Source organism: Microcoleus sp. PH2017_35_SFW_U_B (assembly GCF_020737865.1).
Lineage (GTDB): Bacteria > Cyanobacteriota > Cyanobacteriia > Cyanobacteriales > Microcoleaceae > Microcoleus.
Genome location: NZ_JAEQDE010000106.1, coordinates 26,143 through 38,802 on the forward strand (window position 1 = coordinate 26,143; position 12,660 = coordinate 38,802).

The window sequence follows — 12,660 nt, forward strand, 5'->3', positions numbered from 1 at the left end:
CTGTGTGGATTACTGCTACCTTTGGTGAAATACATTAGCGATGGGCGGTATGTTTCTATTGTATTGGGTATTGTACTGCAACTGCGATACAATTATAAGTTATCTCGCTGTGCCTAATATTATGGCGGGCCAGAACCAGAATTAGATAAAATTGAAAACTATGATGCCCCCTGGACTTTCAACGTACCTATTGGAAATGGAACAGAATTTACGAGCAGAAGACAGCGACAAATGGTTTGACCGCTATCCGAAAAGTGCTCACCACTTATTAGCAGCTATATGTTTCCGCGAGAATTCTCAATCAATATGGGAAGAAACAAAAACGATACTGCTGCCACCTATCGGCTTCTATTACTCGATTTTCCATCTTTCAATGGCACTGCTATTTTTGGATTACCAGACAGACACGAATGAATTGAAGCGCATCAAACACGCAACCTTGAAAAATCTCATAAATCAAAGGTTAATACAAAAGCGATTATTGTCTAATGCTTATTTGGATGAGTTCCAGCGCCTACAAGACATTAGGGAATATGCGAACTATAATTTCGGATCTAAAGTCCCAAAGTACGAATATCTGCAAATAGCAGACGCTTTTTATGCGACCACAGGCGAATGCTTCGACAAGGTGATAGACTTGGTACATCCTATCCAAAGCAAGATCGATACGTTCTATTCTGTCAATATGAGCATCCAAGCCGCAATCGGTGATGGGTTCGGTGACGATCTTATGCGAATGTATTTGCCGAAAGCCGCAGAAGAAAAAGTTATCGCATATTTATTACTGAAGAATCTGACGACCTAAATCTACCACAGCGAGATAACATCCACCTGTATGCCGACCGGATAAAGTGGATCTGTTAAGTCCGAAAGCTGGCTAGTGGCGGGTGAGGCGGAACGTTAGACCGCTAAATCTGAGTTGGGTAGTGGCTTGAATGTATCTATCAAATTCCAACCCAAAGGTGAATGCCATGCAAGCCAAACTTCAAGAACAACTTTCTCCTGCTGATGCCGAAGTTATTTTGGGACGTTTGCCAGAACGATTGAATGCTCATAGATCGCCAGCCATTGCTGTGTGGATTACTGCTACTTTTGGTGAAATACATTAGCGAGCGGCGGTATTTTTCTATTCTATTGGGTATTGTACCGCAACTGCGATACAATTATAAGTTATACAAAAGGAGAAATAATGAGCCTCGGCTTAATAGATCAACTCACTCACAGTACGGTAAGGATAGAGACAGTTCTCCATAGCGGAGGAATTTCTACTGGAACAGGTTTTTATATGAACTTTCTTCAAAAGGAAGGTCTTGGTATTCCAGTCATTGTAACTAATAAGCATGTCGTAGAAAATGCGAACATTGGCAGGTTTCATGTCACTTTGGCTAATGATGAAGGTCTTCCTGATACTGGAAAGCACCAGTTATTTCAGTTCGCCAACTTTGAAGAGCAGTGTATAAAACATCCAGATCAAAATATTGATTTGGCCGCATTTATTATTAGCCCTCTTGTGAATAAAGTCCGGCAGTCTGGCGAGAAATTGTTTTATATGGCGTTGCCAATGGATTTAATCCCAAGTGATGAAGAACGAGAAAGTTATTCATCTATGGAAGATATAGTCATGATTGGATATCCAGACGGAATTTGGGATGCCAAGAATAATCTTCCTGTTATACGCAAAGGCATAACGGCAACTCATGCTAATGTATCTTGGAATGGGAATTCTGAGTTTCTAACAGATGTAGCTAGTTTTCCAGGTTCAAGTGGTTCGCCAGTCTTCCTTGCAAATATTGGTGGCTACATGGATAACAAGGGCAATACTTATATGGGACAAAGCCGAATTCGCCTGTTAGGTATTCATTATGCTGGAGCAATGCATACGGCTTTCGGTGAAATTCAAATTGTCAAAGCTCCAACATCTAACGTACCTGTTCCTATAACGCAAATACCAAACAATATTGGAGTGGCGATCAACTCCAAAGAGCTATTCGGTCTTGAAAAAGAAGTTGAGCGTATTATTTCAGCAAATGCGTAATAAGCAGCGACTTTCGGACAGTCAAAAGCTCCGGGCAAAAAGTTGAGGCAGAAGCAGTCACGCCTTGCATGCGGTGGTCGATGGAGTGAAAAACGAAGAAGGGCGATCGTTTTCTATATGGCGATCGCCAATTTTCAAGGGCACAGAAGCATTAGGTTTCGTAGATTGCAAACCAGGACGCGGGCAGTAAAATCGAGAAGTCGCAGATGATGAAGTTTTTGATAAGGTGAAAGCCCGATCGCTAAAATTTGGAGCTATAACAGAATTTGTGGGAACATGATTTCTGTGCAATTAGCCTTCTTGCTTCCATGCCAACAAACGATTCTGAACTGCAAGCCCAAGCGCGGAAAATTCTAGATGCGATCGCCTTTACTCCTTTCGAGCAATGTCAACCCTTGACTCGTGAGTTTGGTAACATTCCTGCTCGCCCTGGCATCTATGCAGTCAGGCACATAACTGACGGATTACTTTACATCGGTAAAACCAAGAGCCTACGAGGACGCTTCAGCGGCGGGCACAAAGCTTTTTTATGGGCGTGGCTCGATAAGTACAATGACGAGGATGTGCGAATTGCAATGCAATTAGTCTCTTACTGTGAAAACCCTGCGTTACTATTGGAACTAGAAGCCATCATTCTAAGAGCCACTGAACCTCCGTACAACGTTCAAATTCCAACCCAAAGGTGAATGCCATGCAAGCCAAACTTCAAGAACAACTTTCTCCTGCTGATGCCGAAGTTATTTTGGGACGTTTGCCAGAACGAGCAGCGACGATCGAAATGGCGATCGCCAGTTTTCTCGATACAGAAGCATTAGGTTTTGTAGATTGCAAACCAGGACGCGGACAGTAACACCGAGAAGAGGTGTCAAAGTTTACGGTATACTTCGTTAACGCACCCTACAAGAGCCACGTTAAGCTAAAAACAGACAACAGAGAGCCAACCTACCCAAAAGGTGAATATCAATGGTTGCGATCGCCCAAAAAACCCTTTCCTTCGAGGAATTCCTCAACTGGGATGACAAATCCGGTAGGTCATTCGAGCTAGTCAATGGAGTTGCCATGCCCCTGAGTGAACCCACAGCCAAACATGAGGATGTCGTCGATGGTTTATGTCGTCTCTTGGTGGATCATTGCCAATCCTTGAACCTTCCCTACATTCCTCGACAAAGTAAACAAGTCAGATTGAACGCTGCCCCGGGCGAAAGTGAATCGAGTCGTAAAGCTGACATTCTGGTGTTTGCCAAGGAAGAATGGGTCAGAATGCGTCAAAGTTCTGCCTCTGCTGCGGCTTATATTCCACCTCCCTTGGCGATCGAAGTTGTTAGTACGAATTGGCGGGATGATTACCGCATCAAATTGAATGAGTATGAAACTTTAGGAATCCTGGAGTATTGGATTGTTGATTATGCAGGGTTGGGAGGCGTTCAGTATATTGGCTCTCCAAAACAGTCTACGGTGACTATCAACCGCTTAATCGATGGTGAATATCAGGCACAGCGATATCAAGGAGAAGCCATTATTGTTTCTCCAACTTTTCCTCAGTTGGTATTAACCATCGCTCAAATCATTGCGATGACAGAAGTTTAGCGTTTGCAAATTATTTGTAGGATACTTTGTATTGCCAAAAAAATACTAAGATCCGAACCTGGTTTCTGGACACCCATGTTAATTCGACTGAATCTGTGCATTCAAAACCTTAGAAATTCGATCGCGCGTTTCCTCCAAATGAGCCCGCGTATAAGCATCCGCACTCCGATCCAAATTCCGAATACTCTTGCTCAAACCCTCCCGCAACTGCCGCAATTCGTACCAAGCCAAACTCCGCGCATCCTCAGGTGTACTGGTTTTTCGCAGCACCATTCCGATTAAAATCGCCAAATGTTCTCGCTGTAACGATCGCCGAAAAGTCGAAATTTGCATCTTCTTGGACGGCTGCAAAACCTCTTTCCAAATATCGTTTTGCAAAGTATCGAACAATTCTGGTAATTTCAAAGCGCTTTCCGGCGCAGATTTTAACTCCGCATCCCGCAGTCTCGCCAGCCGCACTGGAGATAGCAACACTCGCAGCACAAATCGCTGCATAAAAGTAATTCGATCGCCGATCGGGTAATCTAGAGGAAACACCAAAGCCGGACTTCCCCAGTGCTCCCAGCGCGCAGGCGCTAATTTATTTAGCAAATCCGGCGCAAAACTAAACGCATCGCTTGCAAATACGTACTTGTCCAGTGTAGCCAAAGCTTCTCGTTGTTGTGAAAGCTCGATCGGCACAAACGGCAATTTTCCCTTCGCATCTCCCGGGCGAATCCGACTAAACGACTGTCCGCCGACGTACAAAGTAGCATTCATCACCTGCTGAAAATAATACCCGAACACCGAATCAAACATCACCCGCAGTTCGTTATAACCGTCTTCCCCAACCGGAATTCGCTTTTCTAAACGCTTCCACATTGCCTTAGCATTATCCAATTGCCATTGCGAGTACCTCAGCATATTGTTACTGAGATCGAAGGCATTTGCAGCGGGATCGAGATTGTCAACAGTATCCTCATCCGGCGCATAAGCTAATTGCGGTTCCCCCGCGCGACTGGCAATTTGTTGCAGCGCTGGTAAGTCGCTGTTGGGGTTGGCGCCACCAAGAACTTTGTAACCGTACTCGATCGCCCAATCGTCATAAGGCCCTACAATCGTCGGATAATAATCGCCCTGTACAGTTCCCTGCGGTGCCAAATTAATCGGCAGGTAATCCATCACCGACGCCACCATACCTTGGGCGCGAGCTACCTGAGTATTGTTCAAATCCTCCGGTTGCAGCATTGTACTGCCGTGAAAATTGTGCCTCAAACCAAGAGTGTGACCGACTTCGTGTGCAGTCAAATTTCGGATATAATCATTAACATAATTCTCCAGCACCGGACTGCTAGGCGCTGCATTGTCCAGCAGAGACATCGACATTGCTCCGATCGCAAATTGCCGGCTCGATTCCAACCCAAAACACATATCCGAACTCAGCATCAACCGCGATAAGGGCGATCGCTTTTGTTCTTGATATCTTTCCACCAAAGTGGGCAAATCATCAACAATTCCACCCGGAGAATTCTCCCCGCTGCTTTTGCCTAAATCTGCATTTTCGAGCATCGGCAAATAGCGAGAATACATCCCGAACTGACAGGGATTGGTATTAGAGCCGTTTCGGCCTTGAAAACTCTTTGCTAGCGATCGATTTTGTTCTACCAAAGACCGATATCCCTGTTTGATTAGCCGGACAATATTAGCATCCAACAAAATATCAGCATCCAAGATTTCCCCGGTTAGCGGGTTAGTGCGAGACGGCCCGAGTCCGGCAAAATCTGACTCAAAAGAACTCGACCACCTAATAGTATTGTAGCGGACATCAGCCGGATCCCATTTAGCATTGTCCGGCATTTGTTTGACCTGAATTGCCTCTGTAAAACCTGCTTTTTCAAAAGATTTGTTCCACTCCAAAATGCCATCGCGAATTGCATTGCGGTATTCTAGAGGGACATTATTTTCAATCCAAAAGACGATCGGCTGCACCGGAGGCGACATCGGCGCCGTCGGGATTTGCTTTTGCAAATGCCAGCGATTGATGTAGCGCACAAAAGGCTCCCGACTGCTCTTGTCAGAAAAGTCTTTATATGCTGTCAGAAAATAGCCGACTCGCTCGTCTGCAAGTCTGGGGCGGTAGCCGTTATTGAGAGGCACTTCCGAGAAACTGTAGTGAATGCGGAGGTTAAAAGCCCGACTGTCAGGAATCGAAGGTAAATAGTTAACTGCACTGTCATTATCGCTGGAAAAACCGTAAATAGAAGCAATTTCTACATTCAGCGGAAACGCTTTCACATCTTTAAAATAAGATTTGTCTTCATCGATCGAGTAAGCAGCACCCAAAATCGCCGGCAAAATCGCTTTAACCCCCGGTAAGTCGCGCTTTTCGCTCATCAGCAAATCGCCTAAGTCTATCAGCAGAGTTTGCCTTTGCGGATGAAGGCTTTTGAGTGGTAAAGAATAGAGAATCGACTCGCTAAATGCCCTTTCCACCGAACCCGCTTGCGGGTCGCCCGGACGAGTGCGAAAATAGATATTCGGTATGACAAACTCGACGTTATTTTGGACTCGCCGCAGTTGAAACAAGAAATCGCCGATCGGCAATCCGCTCAAAATTCCCCCTTCCCCTAAACCTGATGCCAATGTGACGAAACACAGAAACTTTTTATCCAGTTGCTGCGGTTTAATTTCTAGATAAACTTTATTAGTTGCCAGATTGCGGTAAAGGGTAAACAGTCCTTCAAACTTTTGCGCGTCTTTGACAACTTGCTCGAAGGGTTGCAAAGGTTGTTGTTCGCTGCTGGGCGGCGGAGTTGATAAAGCAAAAGGTAAAAATAAACCTTTATACAAACTAAACAGGAAAAATGCTAGAGATAATATAAAAAATATTACAGGCAGATTTTTGCGGGGATTTTTCATCAGTTTGTTTCTGCTAACTTCCGAAAAAATTAATCTTTTCATGTTCAGTGTCCAGTTGCAGGAAAGAAGTGTTTTGAGATAGTCGCATCCCAGGATTAACGATTGAAATAACAATCATTAATATTGCTGAACCCGCCTTTACAATAAGATTTAAATCCTTTAAATTCTAACAACAGCTAGCGATAGTTTTATCCTTGACGAGGGTGGTGACTAGAAACCGGGTTTCTCTGAGATTTTTGCGTTTAGTAATGAGAAACATTCGTAGAAACCCGGTTTCTGAAATCTGCCGTGGGGGCTAGAAACCGGGTTTATACGAGATTTTACGACGAGTCACGAGAAATCTTCGTAGAAACCCGGTTTTACGACGAGTCACGAGAAATCTTCGTAGAAACCCGGTTTCTGAAATCTGCGTGCGTCTAGGAGTATTTTCCCCGCTATCTCCATCGAACATAACAGACAATCTAGATACCCACTAGCTTACAACTTCTCCCAATCTCCCCCTCTCCCAATCTCCCCCTCTCCCAATCTCCCCCTCTCCCAATCTCCCCCTCTTCCCTCTCCCCCTCTCCCCCTCTCTACTTCTTCACAGGCCAGGGAATCATCGGATCTTGAGCCAAGCGCTTGGAAACTGCAACAGCACCGTAACGGTTGAGGTGACTGGGGTCAGAAAAAGATTCCCGTGCTTGGGGCAACAATAAACTATTATCTCGGAAAATTAGTCCGGTTTGAGCTGCTAATTGTTGCATATATTGCCGGAATTCTTGTTCGTAACCTGTCCGCACCGGATCTAAATAATCGGCAGTCAGAGGCATATTGACAAACACGAGATTGATGTTGCGAACTTTGGTAAATTCGATCATGTTTTTGAGCGCTACAGTTTGTTCCCCTGTCAATTTAAAATCTTGATAGTCGGTGTCGTAATATCCAGATACTTTGGCGTGTTTCTGAAAGTAAGTATCGGGATTGAAGCGGATGTCGATCGGCAAAAAGCCGTTTGGTTGAAACTCGCTGGGTGCTTTACCCGCAGCAGTTAGCTGGGCGTTTTCAGTGGTTTGTTTATCGTCGTCGGCTGCGGTTTGGGGGCTTTCGGTGACAACAGGGGCTGCTGGATTCGCGATCGATCGCAAAAACCCTTTCAGCCGATCGCGCTTTTTGTAAGTTGCAGAACTATCCACCAACTTTTGACTCAGAAATTGTTGAACATTCGCTTGACTTTGTTCCAAATTGTGCACCAATTCACCAGCAGTCGCGATCGGATTTTTGGCAGTTTCCTTAGATGTTGGGGATTCTAATGGATTGGTGCGGATCAGAAAACTACCCCGAGCCAATTGTCTGTAACCTTCGGAAGAGGCGATCGCACTAAAAGTCAAATCCGGCCGCCCGCTGTTGAGAGCCCTCGCCCCGTCCGCCAAAACCAGTAATTTCGGCAATTGTTGCGGTGGCAAAATCCGGCGGACGATCGAATCTACCACTTGCAGAGTAGCTCCGTTCACCCCAAAATTGTAAGCCTTCAGCCCCGGATAGCCTCCAGCAGCCAAAGCCGTTTCCAACACCGCCGGGTCGATACCCCGCAGCGCCCTAGAACTCCCGACAATTAAAATATCCGGCGGTTTTTTGTGCTGGCGGATGTACTCTTGGTAGCGCGCAATCTGCTCGTCAAGCTGCTCGCTCCTCAAAGTCGGAAACACCGGAGCAGCCGAAACATCAGCTACAGGAACGCTAGTATTTCCCGGTTTCGTAAACCCAGAACCGTTGAAAGCCTTTTCTTCACTCGCGGACGGCGATGCTTGTAAAGGAATTTGAGGCAAATTCACTTCTTGAGACTCGGGAATCGGGACTGAAGAGCCAGAGGGAGAGGGAGAATCCGGATTCGTGAGAGAGGCTTGAACGTCGCTCTGAGGCTTGGGGGATGAATTTTGACAATTTGGGCCGTTGCAAACTTCGGAGGCTCTAGGAGCTTGACTAACCGTCGCAGATTTAAGAAATAGACCCAGCAACCAATCGGTATTGAAGGTGATCAGACAGCCGGCGATCGCCCAAATCAAAGCCATTCCCGCCGCGCGATCGGCTCTCACGCCTCCCGGCGCAGCAGCATTCATCGACAAAGCGTCGTTGGGAACAAACAAACCCGAAGCAACAAGCGGCTGCACCACAGCTTGAACCAACTGCTCGCCCAACTGGTAACCGGGGAGTCTAATTTTGAAGCGCGGCCGCGAGGAGTCCGGTGCGGGAGCATCGAACACCAAATTATCGCCCAGAGCAGAAAAACTCCCATCTGCCACCGACGGCGCAAACTCCGGCACCGCTTCCTTAGACAAGACAGCCTGTTGCGAGGGAGCCGATGCGGTTGTTGGTGCTAATTCCCCGTCAACCGCCATTTTGAGATCGATACCGTAGCGCCACAGGGGCATTTTCTGACCGGCGCGGCGCCCGTAGACTCGCACAAGAGCCACTCCCGGAATTTGTAACTGCCGCAAGAATTTAGCCACCGGCGGGCCTACCTTCGACTGAGCAGGGCAACTCAGAGCTTCAGTCATGACGTGCAGCACGTTGGCTTTGTGCAGCGCCACAGCCCGAATCCCTCCGGTTTCCAGCTTGCGGTTGAGATTGGGATTGAGAAACCTGTTGAGCAAGAAAGTCAAGGCTAATTGGTCGCCCTCGGCTGCCAATATCCTCGGGTTTGGAGCTAAGTCGGGGTGGTGGGCTGCTGGTAAGTCTATCCAGTCAATCCACACCGGCGACTCCGGCTCGGTTGTGCTGTCGCTGGCCGGTTCTACGCCGTAGAGGGTAGCTGCGCGGATGCCTTGGGGCGCGAAGGATGCTAACAAAGGGGCGATCGCATCGGTGGTTTGCTGTTTGTCAGGGTATTCTTGTCGTTTGGGTTTTTGTCCTTTTGTGACTGTTTTGCTGCAAAACAGGTGCAGAGTTGCTTCTTTGAGGGTGGCTCGCACTTCGACTGTTGATGTCGCCAAGTGTTGGTTGAGCAGTTTGGCGATCGACTGTACGTCTCCCCAGCGGGCCCATTCCTTGAGGATTGTGTCCGGTGGCGTCAAATCGACTCGCAGCACCCAGTCCGGCTTCGATTCGCCTGCAACTTGGCTGCCGATCGCAGCTTCCCGGAAGTCCTCTAGTTGCAGTTTCCGCAGCCTAGCGGCGATCGGTTCTGCGAGCAAGGAGGGTTCGGGGCTGTAAGCTGACTCGCACAGCACTAACAGCCGCCGTTCCTTGGACTTGAGAAGTTCTGGCGCATTTGGGTGCTGGGTTTCCCGGCTGCTTTTGACTTCTTTTTCGCGAATGCTGACTTTCACCGAAACACCCATCGGCCCGAGGATTTCGCTGAGATAGCTGGCGATCGCATCTGGATAGCCCCGCCGCGCCAAAGTTTCCGCCGAAACGGTCAAAGTGCCGCCGCCATCACTGTCACCGGAGCCTGTTTCGGGGGATTGAATCAAAGCCACCGCGCCGCGACTCGCCTGCTGCTGCGTGGATGTTTGCGGTGCTGGCGCAGAAACCGGGGGACTGAAAGTTTCCCGAGTTGCCGAAGTGTCGATCGTCACTGGGGAAGTTTCAAAAACTTCTGGATATTCAATCCGGGAGGCCGTGGGGAAACTTTCAGTATCAAAATCCATTTCTTCCCGCACCTGAGGCATTGGTGCCGGGGTTTCTACCTGTGCTGCTTTTAGTTTGAGGTTGCGGTTTTCATTTTTGAATCTGTCGAAGAGTCCGCCTTTTTTACGACTTGTTGGCGGTTCGCTGTCGGGGGGACTCGCTAGTGGTGGCACTTCGGAAACTTTTGGTTCCGGTTCCGGTTCCCGTCGCTGTGGCTGTGGCTGTGGCTGTCGCTGTTTGCCACTGCAATCGAGCCGGACAGTCCAGTCGTTTTGTCGGGAACCGAGTTTGCGGCCGCACAGAAACAACTGGTAGATTTTAGTTCGATCGGGCAGGAGTCGCGTTAAATCAGTTTGTTCGATCGCGCTTTTAAATCTCGCCGTCACCAATTCCTGAGACGGACACAATTGCGCTTCGCACAAAATATGCAGGTGATTTCCGCGCAAACGCGCTTGTACCTGCACCTCGGGCAGTCCCAAAGCTTTTTGCGCCCACTGCGATGCGGGCGATCGATTGTCTGCCAATATACTCCCGTTCGCATTCAACATGGGACTTTAAATTTCGTCAAGGCTGGTTTTGTTTTCTACAGATAGCACAGTTTACAGGTTTTACACACCATTATTTTATTTACCGAGCCGAACCTTTGCATCCGGTTTAACTGTTGCTCGGCTTACTGGCGAGCTGTGTATCCCCTCGGCTGCGCTCCGTTGGGCAATACTGTTTTGACCAATACCTCGAATGTATTTTCGCACAATTAGACCCAGTTAAGCGAAGTCAGAATTCAGGAGTAAAGATAATTATTTCCCCTGTTTAGCAACCGCCCCCAAAGATTAGGACGTTCTTAATTGCTGAAACCCTTGCTATTCTTCCTCCTTCCTTCTGCTGTAAACTGGGGATACTGAATAACACAGGAGGGATCTATGCCGTCGGAAAACCAAGACTTGCCCAAAACTCAAACACCTCAGAGTCCAAAATTGCCAATTCCTTCAGATATTTTATTGAGCTTGGCCGCCTTACCCATGCTGGGCGGGTTGCTCGTGGCCAAAGCTGCTGCTGAGTTTGTGAGTTCGATCGGCATTGAAAGCGAAGAAGTCTTTCGGGGTTCGCGCCTCCCGGTACTCAACTTTCCCCAGTCACAGGAGTAGCAATCTCAAGGCCAGTTCAACGCTAAATTTTTTGACCAAAAAGCTTGACAGCCGATAGAATCCGTGCTGTTACAATTTGTCATTGCTTCCAGCTTCTCCATCAGTTCCTTCGCACCGCAAGATTAGTTTCAATATAATCGCGGGAATCCCCGCCCTCAATTGACGCGATTTCCGCAGCCCAAGGGCTAAGGATGAGCGTCAATAGGGCGGGGAGGGATAGCGGCTAAAAATGGGGGTTTGATGCCCGCAGTTTTAGCAATCTCATGGTACACTAGCTCCATAATCTTCACTTATTGAAAATGTCTCAAGTCCTGACGGTTAGTTGTAAACTCGAAGTGTTGCAACATCAGGTTGAAAAACTTGATGCGGTGCTTCGTGCTTTTGCGAACTGCTGTGAGTACGTGAACAAAAACACTGACCGAAAGCTGACCAATCAGATAGCCGTGCAATCCTTAATTTACAAGGAAGCACGGGAATACTCTGGTCTATCGGCTCAGATGACTATCCATGCCATTCGTAGGGTTTGCGCCAATCGCAAGACTGCCAAACAAAAAGATAGACCTGTGAAAGGGTTTGCAGCTACCAGTGCCACTTATGACGCTCGGACTTTCACTTTTAGGGAGAAAGACTGGACAGCTAGTTTGACGATGCTCAAGCAAAGAGAGAAATTCCCTTTGCACATTGGCAACTATCAGCGTCATTTGTTAACAGGAAGAAATCCTAAGTCGGCAGTGTTGGTAAAGCGCAAAGATAACACTTATTACCTGCAAATTCAGCTTGAATCTGAGCCACCAAACCCTGAGAAAACTGATAGGGTTTTGGGTGTTGATTTGGGCAGAACCGATATAGCCGTTACCTCTGAATCCGAGAAGTTTAGTGGAACGGCGATAACCGAAATTCGTGACAGATATAGCCGTGTCAGGGCTTCGTTGCAGAAAAAAGCGTCCAAAGGCACAAGAAGTAGTCGGCGTAGATGTCGGCAGCTTCTGCAACGGTTGAGTGGACGAGAACGAAGATTTCAGGCACAGGTTAACCATACCGTTAGCTACCGACTCATTCAGCACGCCAAAAAACAAGCGCAAACTATTGCGTTGGAGGATTTGACGGGTATCAGAGAACGAACCAACCAACAGCCACGTTCTAAAACAGAGAGACGCAGAAGCAACAGTTGGGCGTTTTTTCAGCTTCGCCAATTCCTTTGTTATAAGGCAGTAAAGTTTGGCGTAAATCTGGTATTTGTTGACCCAAGGTACACATCCCAAACCTGCCACAAATGCCTGCATATTCACCGCTCGTAAAAACCTGGACAAAGCTACCCAAAAGTAGTCAATGTTAGACATCTACGTTAGTAATTTTAGTCCACAGTCCTAAAACTACAGGAATAAA

At 47.4% G+C, this 12,660-nt stretch carries 10 protein-coding genes; 8 read left to right on the forward strand and 2 right to left on the reverse strand.

The features are described from left to right. The first annotated feature begins 160 nt into the window (after positions 1-160). The 6 genes from JGK36_RS27210 to JGK36_RS27235 all read left to right on the forward strand — a co-directional run bounded on the left by JGK36_RS27210 (position 161) and on the right by JGK36_RS27235 (position 3,622). The gene (locus JGK36_RS27210; protein WP_293185867.1) at positions 161-805 is read left to right on the forward strand and encodes a hypothetical protein; all 645 of its coding nucleotides are present in this window, start codon (positions 161-163) and stop codon (positions 803-805) included. Between the two features lie 130 nt (positions 806-935). Next, complete coding sequence (locus JGK36_RS27215) at positions 936-1,109, forward strand: hypothetical protein (protein ID WP_293201207.1); 174 nt, start codon at positions 936-938, stop codon at positions 1,107-1,109. A gap of 80 nt (positions 1,110-1,189) precedes the next feature. Next, entirely contained in the window at positions 1,190-2,035 is an 846-nt protein-coding gene (locus JGK36_RS27220) for a serine protease (protein ID WP_293185870.1), read from the forward strand. A 308-nt stretch (positions 2,036-2,343) separates the two neighbouring features. After that, positions 2,344-2,721 carry a GIY-YIG nuclease family protein gene (locus tag JGK36_RS27225; RefSeq protein WP_293185871.1) on the forward strand — a complete coding sequence of 126 codons (378 nt, stop codon included), beginning with the start codon at positions 2,344-2,346 and terminating at the stop codon, positions 2,719-2,721. A gap of 5 nt (positions 2,722-2,726) precedes the next feature. Further along, complete coding sequence (locus tag JGK36_RS27230) at positions 2,727-2,885, forward strand: hypothetical protein (RefSeq protein ID WP_293201210.1); 159 nt, start codon at positions 2,727-2,729, stop codon at positions 2,883-2,885. Between the two features lie 113 nt (positions 2,886-2,998). Beyond that, positions 2,999-3,622 carry a Uma2 family endonuclease gene (locus JGK36_RS27235; protein ID WP_293198656.1) on the forward strand — a complete coding sequence of 208 codons (624 nt, stop codon included), beginning with the start codon at positions 2,999-3,001 and terminating at the stop codon, positions 3,620-3,622. Between the two features lie 78 nt (positions 3,623-3,700). On the opposite strand, the gene JGK36_RS27240 is transcribed toward JGK36_RS27235, so the two are convergent. Both JGK36_RS27240 and JGK36_RS27245 read right to left on the reverse strand, forming a co-directional pair. Continuing rightward, the gene (locus JGK36_RS27240) at positions 3,701-6,562 is read right to left on the reverse strand and encodes a zinc-dependent metalloprotease (RefSeq protein WP_293198658.1); all 2,862 of its coding nucleotides are present in this window, start codon (positions 6,560-6,562) and stop codon (positions 3,701-3,703) included. A gap of 533 nt (positions 6,563-7,095) precedes the next feature. Next, positions 7,096-10,677, reverse strand: coding sequence for a hypothetical protein (locus tag JGK36_RS27245; protein WP_293198661.1), 3,582 nt, complete (start codon positions 10,675-10,677; stop codon positions 7,096-7,098). A gap of 372 nt (positions 10,678-11,049) precedes the next feature. Here JGK36_RS27245 and JGK36_RS27250 point away from each other — a divergent pair, with 372 nt between their 5' ends. Together JGK36_RS27250 and JGK36_RS27255 are read left to right on the forward strand one after the other, a co-directional pair. Next, positions 11,050-11,274, forward strand: coding sequence for a hypothetical protein (locus JGK36_RS27250; protein WP_293198664.1), 225 nt, complete (start codon positions 11,050-11,052; stop codon positions 11,272-11,274). A gap of 299 nt (positions 11,275-11,573) precedes the next feature. Next, positions 11,574-12,572 carry a transposase gene (locus tag JGK36_RS27255; RefSeq protein ID WP_293198667.1) on the forward strand — a complete coding sequence of 333 codons (999 nt, stop codon included), beginning with the start codon at positions 11,574-11,576 and terminating at the stop codon, positions 12,570-12,572. The last annotated feature ends 88 nt before the right edge of the window (positions 12,573-12,660 follow it).

Coding starts and splice junctions, on each gene's coding strand:
- JGK36_RS27215 (WP_293201207.1), top strand. CDS start 936: ATGTATCTATCAAATTCCAACCCAAAGGTGAATGCCATGCAAGCCAAA.
- JGK36_RS27210 (WP_293185867.1), top strand. CDS start 161: ATGATGCCCCCTGGACTTTCAACGTACCTATTGGAAATGGAACAGAAT.
- JGK36_RS27240 (WP_293198658.1), bottom strand. CDS start 6,562: ATGAAAAGATTAATTTTTTCGGAAGTTAGCAGAAACAAACTGATGAAA.
- JGK36_RS27230 (WP_293201210.1), top strand. CDS start 2,727: ATGCAAGCCAAACTTCAAGAACAACTTTCTCCTGCTGATGCCGAAGTT.
- JGK36_RS27235 (WP_293198656.1), top strand. CDS start 2,999: ATGGTTGCGATCGCCCAAAAAACCCTTTCCTTCGAGGAATTCCTCAAC.
- JGK36_RS27255 (WP_293198667.1), top strand. CDS start 11,574: ATGTCTCAAGTCCTGACGGTTAGTTGTAAACTCGAAGTGTTGCAACAT.
- JGK36_RS27225 (WP_293185871.1), top strand. CDS start 2,344: ATGCCAACAAACGATTCTGAACTGCAAGCCCAAGCGCGGAAAATTCTA.
- JGK36_RS27220 (WP_293185870.1), top strand. CDS start 1,190: ATGAGCCTCGGCTTAATAGATCAACTCACTCACAGTACGGTAAGGATA.
- JGK36_RS27250 (WP_293198664.1), top strand. CDS start 11,050: ATGCCGTCGGAAAACCAAGACTTGCCCAAAACTCAAACACCTCAGAGT.
- JGK36_RS27245 (WP_293198661.1), bottom strand. CDS start 10,677: ATGTTGAATGCGAACGGGAGTATATTGGCAGACAATCGATCGCCCGCA.